The organism is Bacillus sp. MT94 (assembly GCF_058792475.1).
In genome coordinates, this window is sequence record NZ_JBXAEZ010000002.1 from 727,437 (window position 1) to 745,751 (window position 18,315).

17 protein-coding genes and 1 other annotated feature are annotated in these 18,315 nt (G+C 37.4%); all 17 genes read right to left on the reverse strand.

From position 1 onward, the window contains the following. Nucleotides 1-18: 18 nt before the first annotated feature. The 17 genes from spoIVFB to hemD all read right to left on the reverse strand — a co-directional run bounded on the left by spoIVFB (nt 19) and on the right by hemD (nt 18,313). Nucleotides 19-879: a stage IV sporulation intramembrane metalloprotease SpoIVFB gene (spoIVFB, locus tag AC1Q51_RS09505; RefSeq protein WP_000599064.1), complete on the reverse strand. Its 861-nt coding sequence runs from the start codon at nt 877-879 to the stop codon at nt 19-21. Then, nucleotides 872-1,618, reverse strand: a complete 747-nt coding sequence (gene spoIVFA / locus AC1Q51_RS09510) for a stage IV sporulation protein SpoIVFA (protein ID WP_000797475.1) — start codon at nt 1,616-1,618, stop codon at nt 872-874. Before spoIVFA ends, spoIVFB begins: the two co-directional genes overlap by 8 nt. A gap of 133 nt (nt 1,619-1,751) precedes the next feature. After that, on the reverse strand, nt 1,752-2,549 hold the full coding sequence (gene minD, locus AC1Q51_RS09515) for a septum site-determining protein MinD (protein WP_000503309.1): 798 nt from the start codon (nt 2,547-2,549) through the stop codon (nt 1,752-1,754). A gap of 2 nt (nt 2,550-2,551) precedes the next feature. Next, nucleotides 2,552-3,238 (reverse strand): septum site-determining protein MinC, encoded by a 687-nt coding sequence (minC, locus tag AC1Q51_RS09520; RefSeq protein ID WP_000391521.1) that lies wholly within the window; start codon nt 3,236-3,238, stop codon nt 2,552-2,554. Nucleotides 3,239-3,273: 35 nt separating this feature from the next. Then, nucleotides 3,274-3,819, reverse strand: a complete 546-nt coding sequence (mreD, locus tag AC1Q51_RS09525; RefSeq protein WP_000975765.1) for a rod shape-determining protein MreD — start codon at nt 3,817-3,819, stop codon at nt 3,274-3,276. A gap of 14 nt (nt 3,820-3,833) precedes the next feature. Next, nucleotides 3,834-4,685 (reverse strand): rod shape-determining protein MreC, encoded by an 852-nt coding sequence (mreC, locus tag AC1Q51_RS09530; RefSeq protein WP_001135487.1) that lies wholly within the window; start codon nt 4,683-4,685, stop codon nt 3,834-3,836. Between the two features lie 41 nt (nt 4,686-4,726). After that, nucleotides 4,727-5,746, reverse strand: a complete 1,020-nt coding sequence (mreB, locus tag AC1Q51_RS09535; protein WP_000466736.1) for a cell shape-determining protein MreB — start codon at nt 5,744-5,746, stop codon at nt 4,727-4,729. A 157-nt stretch (nt 5,747-5,903) separates the two neighbouring features. Next, complete coding sequence (gene radC / locus AC1Q51_RS09540) at nt 5,904-6,581, reverse strand: RadC family protein (RefSeq protein ID WP_492331472.1); 678 nt, start codon at nt 6,579-6,581, stop codon at nt 5,904-5,906. Between the two features lie 46 nt (nt 6,582-6,627). Then, the gene (locus AC1Q51_RS09545; RefSeq protein ID WP_029443367.1) at nt 6,628-7,203 is read right to left on the reverse strand and encodes a Maf family protein; all 576 of its coding nucleotides are present in this window, start codon (nt 7,201-7,203) and stop codon (nt 6,628-6,630) included. A 233-nt stretch (nt 7,204-7,436) separates the two neighbouring features. Continuing rightward, nucleotides 7,437-8,387, reverse strand: coding sequence for a stage II sporulation protein B (locus tag AC1Q51_RS09550; protein ID WP_492331473.1), 951 nt, complete (start codon nt 8,385-8,387; stop codon nt 7,437-7,439). A gap of 165 nt (nt 8,388-8,552) precedes the next feature. Beyond that, complete coding sequence (locus AC1Q51_RS09555) at nt 8,553-9,854, reverse strand: bifunctional folylpolyglutamate synthase/dihydrofolate synthase (RefSeq protein ID WP_336972106.1); 1,302 nt, start codon at nt 9,852-9,854, stop codon at nt 8,553-8,555. 93 nt (nt 9,855-9,947) lie between these two features. Beyond that, nucleotides 9,948-12,593, reverse strand: a complete 2,646-nt coding sequence (locus AC1Q51_RS09560) for a valine--tRNA ligase (protein ID WP_000072222.1) — start codon at nt 12,591-12,593, stop codon at nt 9,948-9,950. A gap of 37 nt (nt 12,594-12,630) precedes the next feature. Beyond that, nucleotides 12,631-12,862 (reverse strand) — a binding site (T-box leader). Between the two features lie 217 nt (nt 12,863-13,079). After that, on the reverse strand, nt 13,080-14,105 hold the full coding sequence (ysxE, locus tag AC1Q51_RS09565) for a spore coat protein YsxE (RefSeq protein ID WP_492331474.1): 1,026 nt from the start codon (nt 14,103-14,105) through the stop codon (nt 13,080-13,082). 66 nt (nt 14,106-14,171) lie between these two features. Then, the gene (gene spoVID / locus AC1Q51_RS09570; protein ID WP_003271973.1) at nt 14,172-15,182 is read right to left on the reverse strand and encodes a stage VI sporulation protein D; all 1,011 of its coding nucleotides are present in this window, start codon (nt 15,180-15,182) and stop codon (nt 14,172-14,174) included. A gap of 82 nt (nt 15,183-15,264) precedes the next feature. Beyond that, nucleotides 15,265-16,551, reverse strand: a complete 1,287-nt coding sequence (hemL, locus tag AC1Q51_RS09575; protein WP_492331475.1) for a glutamate-1-semialdehyde 2,1-aminomutase — start codon at nt 16,549-16,551, stop codon at nt 15,265-15,267. Further along, on the reverse strand, nt 16,551-17,540 hold the full coding sequence (gene hemB / locus AC1Q51_RS09580; protein WP_001087056.1) for a porphobilinogen synthase: 990 nt from the start codon (nt 17,538-17,540) through the stop codon (nt 16,551-16,553). Before hemB ends, hemL begins: the two co-directional genes overlap by 1 nt. Nucleotides 17,541-17,560: 20 nt before the next feature. Continuing rightward, complete coding sequence (gene hemD, locus AC1Q51_RS09585) at nt 17,561-18,313, reverse strand: uroporphyrinogen-III synthase (protein ID WP_199716993.1); 753 nt, start codon at nt 18,311-18,313, stop codon at nt 17,561-17,563. Nucleotides 18,314-18,315: the final 2 nt, after the last annotated feature.

Here is an 18,315-nt window from a genome sequence, read left to right on the forward strand (position 1 = left end):
TTAGTGCTATCGTCAACACTAACCGATTAATTCTTCAACTGATGAGGTTGTTCGTTTTTCAGTAAAATATGCATAGAGCAATTCATTTTCATCCAATGTGTAATGCTCTTTATATTTTCCACGGACGATAATAGAATGCTTATATCCTCTACGAAATTTTGTGAATATCTTATATAAATGATCTTCTGATTGCACTTCAATAGGTGCAATCTTTTCAATCCCTCTTTTATTTCCATAATAACGTTCTAATAAAAAACGCATAAATGCATACCGTCTTTGTTTCCACTCTTGATATAACGACACTGCCAAAAATATGAGTAGTACCCACATCATAATATTGTTACTATTCCAGAGCAACTGCCATCCTAATATTACACCAAAAAAAACACATGACAATTTCATCATCTTTTCATGTGCTTGTAAATAAGGAAAACGATATGATAGTATATTAAACAATACTTTCCCGCCATCTAACGGCCAAATAGGGAGTAAATTAAACGCTAAAATAATTATATTATTCCACATAAAGAAATAATATAAATCTGCATTCAACCAACCGGCTTCAAACAACATATAACCTACCAGCATCATCCAAACATGTTGAATCGGCCCTGCAATTACGACAACAAGTTCCTCTTTCAATGATTTATTACCATGTTCCTCAAGCTCGGCCACGCCACCAAACGGCAAAAGCTGAATTCTTTTTATACGCCAATTATAGTGTGCTGCTGCAATAGCATGCCCAAGTTCATGAATAAGAACGATACAAAATAACAGTAGTAACTCTTTAAAACGTGCAGTAAAAATACCAATGACAATAATAACCCAAAATAATGGATGCACGGAAATTTTCGTCAAAACGTCTCTATATTTAATCAAATGATATCACCTGGATCGGATCAATAAATTTTTCATTCTTTTTTATCGCGAAATAAAACTTTCCATTTTTATCATTTGTATCATTACTCACCGTTCCAATTTTTTGTTTCTTTGAAACGTAATCATATAATTTCACTGACATATCGTTTAAGTTTGCATACCATGACTCCGTACCATCTGCATGTTGAATTTGAACTGTATTTCCAAGTTCCTCTTTCTTACCCGCAAAAACAACTAATCCTTCATTCACTGACTCAACCGTTGCATTTGTAGCTGTTTGGACAAATACACCTTGGCCATTTTTTTGAAACCCTTGCATTACCTTTCCAGAAGCGGGAATTGCATAATCTTTTTGCTGAATACTTCCTTCTTTTTTCTCGTTTGGCGAATAGAATACGAGCGGTTTTCCAAATTGCTTTTCGTACCATTTCGCTACAGTAGCAAACTGAAATTCCTCTTTCATCACTTTTTCTGTAACAGCTTTAGCTCCATTGAATGAAGAAGGAGCATTCTTATATAAAATAGCAACCGAAAGAACTAATATTGCCGATAATAAAACTTTGAAGAAAAAGACTTCCTTTCGAAATAAAGGATGCATTTCCTTTTCTCCATCTTCAATAACTACTGTTTCGCTATCAAAATTCCCTCCGGTAAAATACTGTTCTTCCTCCATCCTTTCTTGCTCGGCCTTCCTTTTTGCAATCCGCTTTTTAATTTCTTCTACGCGTCTATTCTTCATACTGTCTCCTTTCTTTCGTTAAGCTAATTTCAATAGAAACAGTTGTATACAGTTTGTACATATGTATGAGCTAAGAAAGAAAGATATTCGTGTGAAGAAAAAAGAAAGCACCTCGCATATGTGCGAAGTGCTCTTAACGGATTCCAAAGAAGTTTTTCACCTTTGCAAATACCGATACCTTTTCTTGTTCAAATGCTTGTAATGGTACATTCTCACCTAACAAGCGTCTTGCAATATTACGATAAGCCAACGCTGCTTTTCCGCTTGGTTGCAACGCCACAGGTTCACCTGTATTTGTAGCTCGAATAACTTCATCGTCATCTTCGACAACACCAAGAAGCTCAATTGACAATGTACGTACAATTTCATCAACATCTAACATATCCTGTTCATGAAGCATATGACTACGTACACGGTTAATAACAAGTTTCGGTGGTTCAATATCCTCTTTTTCTAAAAGCCCAATAATACGATCCGCATCGCGCATTGAGGATACTTCTGGAGTCGTAACAACGATTGCTTTATCCGCACCAGCTACCGCATTTTTAAATCCCTGCTCAATCCCCGCAGGACAATCGATTAATATGTAATCATAATCTTGACGTAATACTTGTATTAATTCATCCATTTGTTCAGGTGTTACCGCTGATTTATCACTCGTTTGTGCTGCAGGTAATAAATAAAGATCATCAAAACGTTTGTCTTTAATAAGAGCCTGAGGTAAACGGCAACGCCCTTCAACGACATCAACAAGATCAAATACAATACGATTTTCCAGCCCCATTACTACGTCTAAATTTCGAAGACCGATATCTGTGTCAATTAAGCACACTTTCTTTCCAGATAACGCTAGGGCCGTACCAATGTTCGCAGATGTAGTAGTTTTACCTACTCCGCCTTTTCCAGATGTAATTACTATTGCCTCTCCCACAGCTATACAATTCCCCTTTCTAACTTTGTTAAATTAGGTCTAAGATGAGTGAGAAGTTGCAGGCGATCGACAACAATGTGATTGTTCTCATTAATATACGCACATTCTGCCGCCTCCGCTCCGTCTTCTTTCTCTTCCGGAGCCCGCATTGCCACATCACTAATTCGAAGTTGCATCGGGTTCATAACAGATGCAGCGATTACAGCATCTGAATCCCCATAATACCCAGCATGTGCAATTCCTCTTAATGATCCTACGACAAAAATATTCCCCCCAGCGATAACCGTTCCGCCTGGATTAACATCTCCAATTAACAACAAATTTCCTTTTACATGTAGAACTTGTCCAGAGCGAACAATTTTGGAAATAGGGACAATTTCTGTTTCTTCTTTCCAAGCTATCGCTTCTGCTTTAGTGATAACATCACTTTCAATTGAATCCACAACAAGATTCTTTTTATTACGAATTAACGTACGAATCTCTTCTTGTTGGACTTCTGTTAAATAACGATTTCCTACTTTCACATGCACTTCAATTAAAGAGCGCCCATCACCATCGTAGTAATGTGTAGAAAGTTTTTCGTCTAATTCCATCAATAATTCTGAGAATGAACAACAATCATCTAAATGAAGCGTTATCCCATCTTTTGTCCCTTTTATCGTTACATTTTGTTGCTTTTTTTCTTCCACTAAAGTTCACCCCACCGATTCAATTCGACATAAAATTAGAAAATCCTTTTTTCTTTTTCTTCCATCGCTTTTGAAAGACGCACTATATATCGTCTCAGTGGGAAACAAACTATCAATAAGAAAATAGCATTTAACAATAAAGTAGAAAGGAGACGATCTGTGAAAAAGACATGCGCTGGCATATGAGTACGTCCTAACAAAGTTAAGAATCCATACACATAATACTCTAGTGCTACAATGCTAGCTAATATGATAGAAACAACAATAAATAAATTCAATTGTAATACTTTCATCACACTATAAACTAAATAAGCTAAAATCGGATAAGCAAAAATATATATCCCGACAAGTTCTGTGTATACGGTATCAAATAAGAAGCCAAATAATAGTCCGTAATAAATCCCTTGGACCGGACTATAATACACTGTAATAAAACATAAGACGATTATAAAGAAATGCGGTGCTGCTATACTGTCTTTCCAAAACACATCCGTTGGAACAACAGTAGCAAACATATTTTCAAATAGAAACACAAAAAGGAGCAAAAGAGGAAGAGCTGCTCTTTTTAATATCTTCATCATCTCTTCTTCTCCTCCTATTCTAATGGCGCTGAAGGTGTTGCACGTTTAGCAACCGTAATATGCTCTACGTCATTTAAATCAGCGGCAGGTTTTACATAAGCTGTTTTTGTTAAGCCATATGCATCCGGCTGAACATCAACGATTTTTCCAATTACAAGACCTTTCGGGAAAATATCACCAAGTCCAGATGTTACAACTAGTTGATCTTTTTCTACCGGTGCATCAGAGCCAATCTTTGTGAAAAGAAGTAATTGTTTTTCTTTGTCATAACCTTCAATCAAACCAAAGATTTTCTCTTGCCCTTGTACAATAGCAGAAACGCGATTTGTTCGGCTCATAGAACTTAGTAATTCTACTGATGATGTAAACTGAGATACACTTTTCACTCTTCCAACTAACCCTTGTGAAGTTACTACAGCCATATCTTTTTTAATTCCTTGCTGTGCCCCTTTATCAATTCCAATTAAATCGTACCATTTATCTGGATTACGCGAAACAACAGTAGCTGGAATTTCAGTATACCCGCTATTTAACTCTTTTTTACCAGTTAGCTCTTGTAGCTTCTTGTTATCATCTTCTAGTTGTTTTACTTTCCCTGATAGACCTGCATAATTATCTAATTTTGCTTTTAATTCTTTATTCTCTTCATACGTGCGCTTTACATCTTCTACATTTTCGAAGAATCCAGCTACGTATTTCGCTGGCTTTTGGAATACACGTTCTACAACACCCACAGTGTCTTTAACAAACTGCTCTGGCCATGTTAAACTGTTCCGTTCTTTCAATGAGATTCCAATCAATGCCACGAGAAGAATAATACTAACCAACAAAACAATTAATCTTTTGTTTAAGAAAAACTGTGGCACGTTCACACCCTCTTAATTTCACTGATTTTTATTTTGCAATATTATCGAGCAGCAGTTTTGAAAAGATCGATATTGTCTAATGCTTTACCTGTTCCAATTGCTACGCAATCTAATGGATCTTCTGCAACAAGAACTGGCATTTTCGTTTCTTCACTAATTACTTTATCTAAATTACGTAGTAATGCCCCGCCGCCTGTTAATACGATACCGCGGTCCATAATATCAGCCGCTAATTCAGGTGGCGTTTTTTCTAACGTATTTTTAACTGATTCTACAATCGCATCTACTGTATCTTTTAATGCATCTGCAATTTCTTCTGGCTGAATTAGTACTGTTTTTGGTAAACCACTTACTAAATCACGACCGCGAATTTCCATAGGCTCGATACCTTCTGGCTCGCCTGCAGAACCAATTTCTAATTTTAATGCTTCAGCTGTTCTTTCACCAATCATTAAGTTATAGCTTTTCTTAATGTACTGAATGATTGAATCATCCATATCATCACCAGCAACACGAACTGACTGGCTTGTTACAATACCACCTAAAGAAATAATTGCAACTTCTGTTGTACCACCACCGATATCAACAACCATACTACCAGTTGGTTCCCAAACAGGTAAGTTTGCACCAATTGCTGCTGCAAATGGCTCTTCGATAGGATAAGCATCACGAGCACCCGCTTGACGAGTCGCATCGATTACTGCACGTCTTTCTACAGCTGTAATACCAGATGGTACACATACCATTACATACGGCTTACGTGAGAAGAAACCGTTTGATTTTTGAGCTTGTTGAATGTAATATTTCATCATTGTTGCAGTTGTTTCATAATCAGCAATTACACCGTCTTTCATCGGGCGAAGTGCCACAACGTTCCCTGGTGTACGACCAATCATTTGTTTTGCATCGCTACCTACAGCAACGATTTGTTTCGTATCAGTTTGTAACGCAACTACTGAAGGTTCACGTAAAACTACACCTTTTCCTTTTACATATACAAGCGTGTTCGCAGTTCCTAAGTCTATTCCAAGATCGCGAGTAAATCCACCAAATCCAAACATATTATTTATCTTCCTTTCTTGTTTTCACGGACTCATTTTTTCTTACTTTATATTATAAAAACAGTACGTTTTTTATATCTTTATCCTTTTTGTAGATAAATTTCTACAAAAAACTCATAAATCACATTATAAAACAAAATAAGTAAAAAGCATAGTCTTAAATATGACCTTTTTCCTTTAAACTCACGAATTTATGGTCACCTATTATAATATGATCAAGCACTTCAATTCCGATAATCTGGCCGCATTCTACTAAGCGTTTGGTTACTTCAATATCTTCACGGCTCGGCGTGGGATCTCCTGAGGGATGGTTATGAAGACATATGATAGAGGCTGCTGCACGACGGAAGGCTTCTTTAAAAACTTCCCTTGGGTGTACAATTGACGTGTTTAAACTTCCAATAAAGATCGTTTGCCTATGTATAACTTGATTTTTTGTATTTAAATATAAACAAACAAAATGCTCTTGTTGTAAAAAGCGCATTTCTTCCATCATGTATTTCGCACAATCTTCTGGAGTTCGAATACTATATCTATTTTGATATTCTAAACGTACCATTCTTCTGCCTAGCTCAAAGGCTGCCATAAGTTGCGATGCCTTTGAAATCCCAATACCATGTATACTAATTAGCTCTTCTAATGTTGCATCTTTCAACATACGTAAGCCATCAAATTGGTGTAAAATTTTATCTGACAACTTTAAAACTGTTTCTTCTTTAGAACCTGTTCTGAGTAACACTGCGAGGAGCTCTCGATTTGATAAACTTCCAGCACCTTCTAACAATAAACGCTCCCGTGGTTGTTCTTCTCTTACAACATCACGAATACCGTTCATCTCTCCACCCCTTTATTTGTTCTCTCAAAGAAAACCCCATGCAATTTTACGCATGGGTTACATCAATATCAAATTGTTTTAATTCTCGAACGAGACGTGCAATTGGTAAGCCAACTACACTATAGTAGTCCCCTTGAATATGTTGAACGAAAATAGACCCTTTACCTTGAATCCCATAACTACCTGCTTTATCAAGAGGTTCTTTCGACGCGACGTATGTATCAATTTCCTCTTCTGTTAATTCCCAAAACGTAACTTCTGTACGCTCATAAAAAGTAACCGTTTTTTCTTTTGATATAATCGCAACACCTGTATACACTTCATGTGTTTTCCCAGATAGTAATTGTAACATCTCTTTCGCCTCATCCTCATTAGAAGGCTTACCAAGGATACGCGACTCATATGTAACAATTGTATCTGCACCTAACACAATGTGATCACTATTATTTTCTGCAACCGCTGATGCTTTTTGCAAGGCAAGCGACATTACAATATCAGAAGGCGATGAATATGCACCAATTGTTTCCTCTACTTCACTTACAACGATTTCAAATGGTACGCTAGCTAACTCAAGCAATTCCTTCCTCCGAGGTGACCCTGAAGCTAAAATTATTTTTTTCATATTTTCTCCTTCCTTTCTCACATGAAGCAGAACAATTTATATCAATCGTATCAAAGGAATAGTTTGCCCACAAATGAAAGAAATATTAATTTCTCTAACTAAAAATAACACTTCTTTATTGCATACGATTATATTCCTGTCATAGAGAAAGCACTTTGCTCTAAATTCAAAAGAAAAGAAAGAAGTACATGTACTTCTTTCTTACTCATTTTATTATCCTATCATTTCACTTTCTACGAAACAATTTTTTCATACGAGAGTAAGCCATCAATAATAACTTGATTTAATTTCGCCAAAGATTCCTTATCCATTTTCCCATCTTTTACTGTTTGTACAGCTACCGACGTATACATATACAGTTTCTTTGCTTCTTCTCGCTTCATACTTTTCCCTTCTTTTTCAATCGCTTTCCATTCTTTCTCAATCACTTCTATATCTTTTGCGCTGCTTTTTCCACCACCTTGTACGCTAGAAGCATATTTTGCTAAATGAGTGTATAATGGCTGCACTTTTGTTAAAAATGTTCCTACTTCTTTATCATCTTTCAGCAATGCTTTATCTGTTATATCCCAGTTCTTTTTTAAAACGGAGACACCATCATTTTTATACTTAGTCATTAATTGATTTATAGCCTGTTCATCGCTAGCAATACCAACAACTATTGCATACTTATCCCCGCTCGGTCTCAAAGCACCAATGCCCCCATTGCCTTTCCATTCTTCAAGAGCTGCCTGTCCCTTTTCTTCAGAAGAATAAATCCCCCCTTGAACAAAAAATAATTTCATCGGATCCAATGACGTTCCTGTCTGTGCCTTTTGTTTTTCTTCTTTCGGTGCTGGTGTTTGTTCTGCCGTTCCACCCACCTTTGATTCTCCATTTCCAGTCGGCCTTGAAGCAGTTACTTCACTTCCTCCTGTTGTTCCTTGTCCAGTAAGTAAATGAAGCATCCCCATTCCAAACGCCGTACCGATAATAATTGCGGTTGTAACGATTGCAATTAATGTATTACTCCACTTCTTTCGGTATTTTTCCACAGACACTGATTTCGCTTTTTGAAACGGAACAACATTTTTAGGTCGTTCACTTTCTACTACCATCCATTCAAATTCATCTTTCTTCTTTTCCTCATACTTCGCTTCTGTTCCATTCACTTTCACTGAGATCGTTCGTGATTGCTTGTCCATACACTCACACCTCACCTCTTATCGTTGTCCGCATCATATCATATTCATTTCACAAAAAAACGAGATATTTGTCAGAGGAATTCGCCAAATAACCCTATATATTTATCTTATATGTATGCATTTGACTTCATTTGTAGAACAAAAAAACTAGATAGCAAAGACTATCTAGTTTTTCTCTCGAATATATTTTCGAACTTCAGAAATGAAATAAAGAGAACCTGTTATGATAAAAACATCATTTTCCCCTATCATTTCAACTTTTGTATCAATTGCCTCTTTCCAATTTTCAAAAACTAATTTTGATTCTTTTTGCGAATATGATGCAAGCTTATCTGCAGAAATAGCACGATCAAAGGCGAATGTTGTAAAAATAATTTCATCTGCAATGGTTTCTAATCGGCCTACCATGTTATGCAATTGTTTATCACCAAGGGCAGTAAATAAAACTATTACATTTTTATCTTTGTAATGCGCTTCTACTGTTTTCACAAGACTTTCGATACCTTCTGGATTATGAGCACCATCTATAATAATATCCGGGTTACTTTGTAGCTTTTCAAAGCGCCCAATCCAATACGCTTCCCGTAATCCCGTTCTTATTCCCTCTTCCTCAATTAAAAATGATAAATATGTTTTTACATACATTACTGCCATAAGTGCTAGCGCTGCATTTCCTACTTGATGAATACCTTTCATTGAGATTTGCAAATCTTCAAACGCGGTAAAAGGACAAGTAAAATCAAACTGTTCCCCATCTTCGTTAGACTGTTTATGTAACGCTGTAAAATGCTTGCCAAGTTCGTATAAGTTTGCATGGTTTTCCTTTGCAACATTTTGAATGACTTGCAAAGCTTCTTCATCTTGCACACCAGTAATTACCGGCACACCAGACTTAATAATCCCCGCCTTTTCATATGCAATTTCTCCTAGTGTATTCCCTAAAATATGCATATGATCGTGACCGATATTCGTAATAATCGTGAGAACAGGGTGTATAACATTGGTAGAATCAAAACGTCCACCGAGCCCTGTTTCAAATAAAACAACATCACAGAAATTGACTTTACCGAAATAGCAAATTGCCATAACGGTAATAATTTCAAACTCAGTCGCTTCCCCTAAATCCGTTTCATCTAGTTTTTCCACGACTGGTTTTACCATCTTTACGAGTTCAGTAATCTCTTCATCTGCAATTGGTGTTCCATTCACACTAATGCGTTCATTAAATGTTTCGATGTAAGGAGAGGTAAACGTTCCTACCTTATATTTCGCGCCTTCTAACATGTAACGCATATATGTTAACGTTGAACCTTTTCCATTTGTACCAGCAAGATGAATACATTTTATATGACGCTCTGGATTTCCGAGCTCTTCTAGCATCCAATTCATTCTTTCTAATCCTGGTTTAATACCAAATTTCAATCGGCTATGAATCCACCCTATCGCTTCTTCGTATGTATGTATCACGTATGCTTTTCCCCTTTCAAAAGACAACTTTCATAGTTCTATTATACGCAAAGAAAAGAGACTCACCAATATAGTGAGTCTCTAAAAATATTTTTACTTTTCAAGATCTGCTAGACGTTGACGAACTGCTTCGCGTTTTTCTAGGTAATCTTGCTCTTTCGCACGCTCTCCTTCAATAACCGCTGCAGGAGCTTTCGCTACGAAACCTTGGTTAGAAAGTTTCTTCTGTACACGTTCTACTTCTTTATCGAACTTCTCAAGTTCTTTCTCAAGACGAGCTCTCTCTTCATCAAGATTGATAAGATCAGCTAACGGTAAGAATAACTCTGCACCTGATACGATTGCAGTCATTGCTTTTTCTGGCGCTTGTAAGTCCGTTTGAATTGTTAATTCGCTTGGGTTACAGAAACGCTCAATGTAAGAGCTATTTTTCGTAAGTTGAGCAAGTACAGCCTCATCTTTTGCTTTAATTTGCATTTGAACTTTTTTGCTCATTGGCGTATTTACTTCTGCACGAATATTACGAACAGAGCGAATGATATCAACTAGAAGGTGCATTTCTGCCGCAGCTTCCGTATCTTGTAAATCTTCGCGAACTGTTGGCCACGCAGCTACTGTAATAGATTCGCCTTCATGCGGTAAATGTTGCCAAATTTTCTCTGTTACGAATGGCATGAATGGGTGTAATAGACGCATTGTTTGATCTAATACGTAAGCTAAAATAGAACGAGTCGTTTTCTTAGCTGCTTCATCTTCACCGTATAGTGGAAGTTTCGCCATTTCAATGTACCAGTCACAGAAATCATCCCAAATGAAGTTGTATAATGAACGACCAGCTTCACCGAACTCATATTTATCCATGTTACGTGTTACACTCTCGATTGTTTCGTTTAAGCGAGTTAAGATCCACTTATCTGCAACTGATTTTTCACCAGTTAAATCGATTTCTTCATACTTCATATCATCCATGTTCATTAATACGAAACGTGATGCGTTCCAAATTTTATTAATGAAGTTCCAAGTAGATTCTACTTTTTCCATGCTGAAACGTAAATCTTGACCTGGTGCACTTCCTGTTGATAAGAAATAGCGCATTGCATCTGCACCGTACTTCTCGATAACATCCATTGGGTCAATACCGTTACCAAGAGATTTACTCATCTTACGACCTTGCTCATCACGAACTAAACCGTGAATTAATACATCTTTAAATGGACGCTCGCCTGTAAACTCTAAACCTTGGAAAATCATACGAGATACCCAGAAGAAGATGATGTCATAACCCGTTACTAGTGCATCTGTTGAATAGTAACGTTTGAAGTCTGCTGAATCTTCATTTGGCCAACCAAGTGTTGAGAATGGCCATAGCGCTGAACTGAACCATGTATCAAGTACGTCGTTATCTTGATTCCAGTTTTCAATATCTGCTGGTGCTTCTGTACCTACGTATACTTCACCAGTTTCTTTATGGTACCAAGCTGGAATACGGTGTCCCCACCATAATTGACGAGAAATACACCAGTCATGAATATTTTCCATCCATCGTAAATATGTGTTTTCAAAACGCTCTGGTACGAACGTTACTTTTTCTTCTTCTTTTTGTTGAAGCGCTACTGCTTTTTCAGCAAGTGGAGCCATTTTTACGAACCATTGTGTTGATAAGTAAGGCTCAACAACTGCACCGCTACGCTCACTATGACCTACTGAATGCATATGTGGCTCGATTTCTACTAATACGCCAGCTTCTTGTAAGTCTTTCACTAATTCTTTACGGCATTCGAAACGATCCATACCGTTATATTTACCAGCTTTTTCGTTCATTGATCCATCTTCGTTCATTACTAAGATGCGTGGTAAGTCATGACGGTTACCTACTTCAAAGTCGTTCGGGTCATGAGCTGGTGTAATTTTTACAACGCCTGTTCCGAAGTCTTTTTCTACGTACTCATCAGCAATAATCGGAATCTCACGACCTACGATTGGAAGTGTAACTGTTTTTCCGATTAAATGTTTGTAACGATCATCTTCTGGATGAACTGCTACCGCTGTATCACCAAGCATCGTTTCTGGACGAGTAGTAGCAAGGCGAATGTGACCTGAACCGTCTGTTAACGGATAGTTCATATGGTAGAATGCACCTTGAACTTCTTTATGAATTACTTCAATATCAGAAAGAGCTGTGCGTGTTGCTGGATCCCAGTTGATAATATATTCACCGCGGTAAATTAAGCCTTTTTCGTATAATTGAACGAATACTTTATTAACCGCATCAGATAAACCTTCGTCTAATGTGAAACGTTCGCGAGAATAGTCTAGTCCTAAACCGACTTTCCCCCATTGTTGACGAATGTGAGAAGCGTACTCTTCTTTCCACTCCCAAGCTTTTTCAAGGAATTTCTCACGGCCAAGATCGTAACGTGAAATACCTTCTTCACGAAGTTTTCCTTCTACTTTCGCTTGTGTTGCGATACCAGCATGGTCCATTCCTGGAAGCCATAGCACATCGTAACCTTGCATACGCTTCGTACGAGTTAAAATATCTTGAAGAGTTGTATCCCAAGCATGACCTAAGTGTAGCTTACCAGTTACGTTCGGAGGTGGAATTACAATTGTATACGGTTGTTTCTTCTCGTCTCCTGTTGCTTCAAAATATTTGCCTTCAAGCCACCATTGATAAAGGCCTTCTTCAACGGACATATGATCATATTTAGTTGGTAAATTCTTTTCCGTGTTTGACATTATTTTCCCTCCTTAAAATAAAAAATGTCCCTCATCCAAAAAGGACGAGGGACATCGCGGTACCACCTTTATTTACAAACAAATTCATAATTTGCTTATACTCTTAATTTGATAACGGACAAATCCGTCTTTTCCTAATGAGAACTATTCTGTTCAGAAAAGATGCTCCAGGGCTACCTTCTAACATAACTATCTAGAGAATCTCCCAGCTACTGATTCTCCTCTCTGAAGACGTTTCATGTTATACTCTTCCCCTTCAAGGCATTTATATGATTGTTAATTATTATATACAATAGTGTAAAAAACGAAACCTTATTCGTCAAGATAAATTTAAAACTATGACTTTTCGGGTGAATATAAAGAAGATAAGTAGCATTCTCTACTTATCTTCTTTATCCCGCTATTTGCGGGCAATAAGACCCCACCTCAAAATTCAGCTGAAGCAAAGAAGTTAGGTTGGAGCCACCCGCTGATTAAAGTTTTACTTTACCCGTTCCCTTGCTGGGCAGCTTGTAATTGTGACAGGAAATATTCTATATTGCTAACGAGCCAATGCGATTGTTGCAAACTCTTTACTCCGCGCAGTTCATTTTCCTCGTTGCGATTATCTCTTTTTTTCTTATAAGACTGGATTTGCCGAATAAATTGCGATGGATACGTCATATACGCAAACATAAGTAGTTGCTCTTCTTTCGTAAAAGGGAAATTTTTTTGATACATTTGAAACCATTCAAACCGATCACTTCTTGCGATTGGATATGTGTTTAAAGACCGTGAATAAAAACCTACTATATCTTGCACAGGCGTTGCAAACTTCGATTTTTCCAAACTAATAAAATAGCCATTTCGCTCATAGTCAAATAAAAAATGATTAAGTGACACGTTACCATGCACAAAAGTAATACGTGTTTTCTCTTTTTCTTTCATCGCATCGTTCCACTCATTTAATTGCTTCGTTGCAAATTCACGCGCTCTCATTACATGATGATAGTACGTACAATATTGTAATTCAAACGGGGACATATACCATTTTGATTCAGATTCTACGAGAAACTCTTCTAACATCTCACCATCATTTTCCCAGCGATCGGATATAGTTGTATAATGTTTTTCTAAATCTTCTTCCGTATATGTTTCTTCCTTCACAGTTTTTTGATGCAACGTTCCAAGTGTCTGAAACATTTTATGGTATTGATCATTATCCTCGCCGTTTCCTTCTGCACGTTCTAACCAAGGCATTAAATAATAATTATACGTCCCGTCACTTAAAATATAATTTCCATCCGTCGCGTGGTATATAGGTACATAATTTGAAAAACCTTTCTCCTTCAAATATTGAATATGATGCAGAAAATTATTCCGCTCTAACTTTCTGCCTTCTATTTTCTTGAGTGCATATGGACCTTGATTCGTATAAATTTTCATTACGCTTCCGTGCTCTTCCATATGCTGCGTATCCAATCTATATTGCCTCACGATAGGTTCATAGTGATTTCGTAATTCAATATCCATACGAATAACCCTTTCTATTCAAAACATAGCCTCTAAGAAAAGAAGCGAGTGAAAACACTCACTTCCTTATTTCGCCTTTACCCTTGAAACGGGAATATAAATAATTTGCCCCGTATTTAAAAATATATCTTCTGTTTGATTGACACGGCACACATTTTGCACAGACGTTTCATAACGTTCTGCAATAGATTCAATTGTATCCCCTTCTTGCACGAAATACATTCTTAACTTTGTAAATTCTTCTTCCGGTTCTTTCGTAAATAGTTTTGTTAAATAAAGCGCATTTTCATCTCGCTGTGAGTACTCTTCTTCTTGTTCTTCCTGCTTTTTCGCTTTTTCTTTCTTGAAATCTTTTCGCCCAAACAATTCAAATTGCGGCGTTGTTTCTTGCTCCTCTTCACGCTCCACAAATTCATGTTCCTCTATCTTCTCTTCTTCTAATTCCTGCTCTTTTCTTTCCTCTAATTGGAACGGTTCAAATGCGTAATCTTCCCACTCATCTGATTCCTTATATGCTGGTTCTTCTACATGCGGCGCCGGTCTATTTTCATCCTCTTGCGCTGAATCTTCTTCTAACTCGGCATACACCGTTTCTTCCTCTTCAGCTTCATCCTCGTTTCTCTCTTCATCACACAAACCGGTAATAGATATATCCGCTAATAATTGTAAGCAACCATTTTCCTTTAATTCATAATCAAATTCCTCAATTGATACATATAGCTCTTCAATTACTTTCACTCGATTTCTCGGAATTGATATTTCAAGCGGAAAGGAATGAACAAGTTCATTAACCCCATCTTCCCTTGTTTCTACATAATCAATTGACTTTGCTGGCGATAGTTCTCTTAATGAATACGCCGAATCATCTTTTCGTGCAACATACTCTCCCGTTAAATCTAATTGCCCTCTCACGATTACTTCATGATCAAGCTCTTCTATCTCAACGTCTGGATCTAACGAAATTGACAAAAGTTCATCGACTTCCTGTCCCTTTTGGAACCAAACAGATTCTTTTAATGAAAATCGTAACGAATGATCTGCAGCCACTTCTTTTCCCCCTCCCAAACTATATGTCATTACAGATTTATGTAGGGAAAGCTTACTTTATGAATAAAAAAAAAATCGCCCCCCTTATGGAGAGCGATTTTTCTCTAATACATTATTTTAATTTTGACATTGCAATTTCAGCTGCTGCAATCGTCGCCTCAATATCTGCGTCACTATGTGCTGTCGATAAGAATAAACCTTCGAATTGAGATGGCGGTAAGAATACACCTTGTTCTACCATTTCACGATAGTAAGCCGCAAAGAATTCTAAGTTTGAAGATTTTGCTGCATCGTAATTAATAACGGGCTCATCTGTAAAGAAAATACCAATCATAGAACCTGCACGGTTAATATGATGTGGAATGCCATGTTTTTCAGCTGCTTTACGTAATCCAGCTTCCAACATTTCAGCTTTACGCTCAAATTCTACATATGATTCTGGCGTTAACTGTACTAACGTTTCATAACCTGCTGCCATTGCAAGTGGATTACCTGATAAAGTACCAGCTTGGTAAATCGGTCCGCTTGGTGCAACTTGGCGCATAATTTCTGCTTTACCACCGTATGCTCCTACTGGTAAACCACCACCGATTACTTTACCTAAGCATGTTAAATCAGGTGTTACACCATAATAACCTTGGCCACAATTATAAGCTACTCGGAACCCTGTCATTACTTCATCAAAAATAAGCAATGCACCGTTTTGTTCTGTTACTTCACGAAGACCTTCTAAAAATCCAGGCTGCGGAGGAACAACCCCCATATTTCCTGCTACTGGTTCTACAATTACACAAGCAATATCATCACCGAATTGTTCAAACGCGTATTTTACGCTTTCTAAATCGTTATAAGCTACTGTAATCGTATTTTTCGCTACACCTTCTGGTACACCAGGACTATCTGGTAAACCTAAAGTCGCCACACCAGAACCAGCTTTAATTAATAGCGAATCACCATGACCGTGGTAACAACCAATAAATTTCAAGATTTTATTACGACCTGTATAACCACGAGCTAAACGTAGTGCACTCATTGTTGCTTCCGTTCCAGAGTTAACCATACGCACAATCTCAATTGATGGCACGCGCTCAATAACAAGTTTTGCTAATTTATTTTCAATTTCTGTTGGTGCACCGAAGCTTGTACCTCTTTCAGCAACAGATTTTAACGCTTCTACAACACAATCATTTGCATGACCATGAATTAAAGGCCCCCATGATAATACGTAGTCGATGTATTCATTCCCATCAATATCATATACTTTAGAGCCTTTTCCACGCTCCATAAACAACGGATTCATCCCAACAGATTTAAAAGCACGAACCGGGCTATTTACGCCACCAGGCATTAAGTCTTGTGCCTCTTCAAACGCCGCAATCGATTTATCAAACTTTTTCATTATTTAGCGCCTCCTTCTTGTAACCATTTTGCTGCATCTTTCGCATGATACGTAATAATTAAGTCTGCTCCTGCACGTTTCATACTAATTAATTTTTCAAGAACAACTTCTTTTTCATTAATCCAGCCATTTTGCGCTGCCGCTTTAATCATCGAATATTCACCACTTACATTATAAGCGACAACTGGTAAATTAAAGTTATTTTTCACATCACGAACGATATCTAAGTAAGAAAGAGCTGGTTTTACGATTAAGAAATCTGCACCTTCCATTACATCTGATTCTGCTTCACGGAATGCTTCCATACGGTTTGCCGGATCCATTTGATATGTTTTACGGTCACCAAATTGCGGTGCACCGTGCGCAGCATCACGGAATGGTCCATAAAATGCTGATGAATATTTCACAGCGTACGACATAACTGGCACGTGTCCAAAACCATTTTCGTCTAATGCATGGCGAATTGCTGTTACGAAGCCGTCCATCATGTTTGATGGCGCAATAATGTCCGCTCCTGCTTTCGCTTGACTTACAGCCGTTTTCGCAAGAACTGCAAGAGACTCGTCATTTAAAATAATACCATCTTCAATTACACCGCAATGACCATGGCTTGTAAATTGACATAAACATGTGTCTGCGACTACTACTAGCTCAGGGAAATCACCTTTAATTTGCTGAATAGCACGTTGTACAATTCCATGATCACAATATGCTGATGATCCAACTTCATCCTTTTCAGCAGGTAAACCAAATACAATAACAGAACGAATACCTAAATCAACAACTTCTTGCATTTCAGCTTGCAATAAATCTAAAGAAATTTGATATACGCCTGGCATAGAAGGAACTTCATTACGAACATTTTCACCTTCTAATACAAAAATAGGGTAAATAAAATCTTCCGTATGTAAAAACGTTTCACGCACAAGCGCACGCATGCCCCCGCTTTGTCTTAAACGACGATGACGATTAAATTGTAAAGAGTTCATAGATTTCTATCCCCATTCTTTCATTTTATAGATTCACAAACACATTGTAGTAATGCTTCTACAGTGTACTCTTTCGGCACAATAACAGACGGAAAATAACGACTTGCTTCTTTTTCCGTAATAGGTCCTATACAAGCAATTGTACATTTTTTTGTCCATTCTCTCCAGTTTGCACCCTCAAGTAAACGAACAAAACTAGTAACAGTTGAAGGACTCGTAAATGTAATAATGTCTACTTCTCCTAACTTCAACGCTGCTATAAGCTCTTGCTTTTTTTCTACATTCACTTTCGTACCGTATACGATCAACTCATCTAGAGAAACACCAATTTCACGCAGTTTAACTGGTATTACATCTCTTGCTAAATTGCCTTTTGGAAATAAAATACGTTCGTTTCCATTTAATTCTTTTAGAAACTCTTCGGCAAATGCTTCTGCAACAAATGAATTCGGGACAAAATGAACTTGATAGCCCCTTTTTTCTAACTCTAATTTTGTTTTCACACCTACCGCAGCGATTTCAATGGTTAGTGGTAGTTTCTTTTTTAAACTATCTAGAAAAAAAGCTACACCATTTCTGCTCGTAAAAATAACCCAGTCGTATGAATGTAGCTGCTCTTCAATATGTTGAATTTGCCTATGAGACATACCTTCCATACGCAAAAGCGGAATTTCCAATGGAATTCCGCTCTTTTCTTTCACTGCTACACTCATTTGTTTCGCTTGATGCTGGGCACGTGTAATCAATACCGTTTTTCCAGCGAGAGCGTTCATAT

Bases quoted from the DNA above. Each gene is read 5' to 3' on its own strand.
- spoIVFA (WP_000797475.1), bottom strand. From the start codon at position 1,618: ATGAAGAATAGACGCGTAGAAGAAATTAAAAAGCGGATTGCAAAAAGG.
- mreD (WP_000975765.1), bottom strand. From the start codon at position 3,819: ATGATGAAGATATTAAAAAGAGCAGCTCTTCCTCTTTTGCTCCTTTTT.
- mreB (WP_000466736.1), bottom strand. From the start codon at position 5,746: ATGTTTGGATTTGGTGGATTTACTCGCGATCTTGGAATAGACTTAGGA.
- radC (WP_492331472.1), bottom strand. From the start codon at position 6,581: ATGAACGGTATTCGTGATGTTGTAAGAGAAGAACAACCACGGGAGCGT.
- AC1Q51_RS09545 (WP_029443367.1), bottom strand. From the start codon at position 7,203: ATGAAAAAAATAATTTTAGCTTCAGGGTCACCTCGGAGGAAGGAATTG.
- AC1Q51_RS09550 (WP_492331473.1), bottom strand. From the start codon at position 8,387: ATGGACAAGCAATCACGAACGATCTCAGTGAAAGTGAATGGAACAGAA.
- AC1Q51_RS09560 (WP_000072222.1), bottom strand. From the start codon at position 12,593: ATGTCAAACACGGAAAAGAATTTACCAACTAAATATGATCATATGTCC.
- ysxE (WP_492331474.1), bottom strand. From the start codon at position 14,105: ATGGATATTGAATTACGAAATCACTATGAACCTATCGTGAGGCAATAT.
- spoVID (WP_003271973.1), bottom strand. From the start codon at position 15,182: ATGACATATAGTTTGGGAGGGGGAAAAGAAGTGGCTGCAGATCATTCG.
- hemL (WP_492331475.1), bottom strand. From the start codon at position 16,551: ATGAAAAAGTTTGATAAATCGATTGCGGCGTTTGAAGAGGCACAAGAC.
- hemB (WP_001087056.1), bottom strand. From the start codon at position 17,540: ATGAACTCTTTACAATTTAATCGTCATCGTCGTTTAAGACAAAGCGGG.
- hemD (WP_199716993.1), bottom strand. From the start codon at position 18,313: ATGAACGCTCTCGCTGGAAAAACGGTATTGATTACACGTGCCCAGCAT.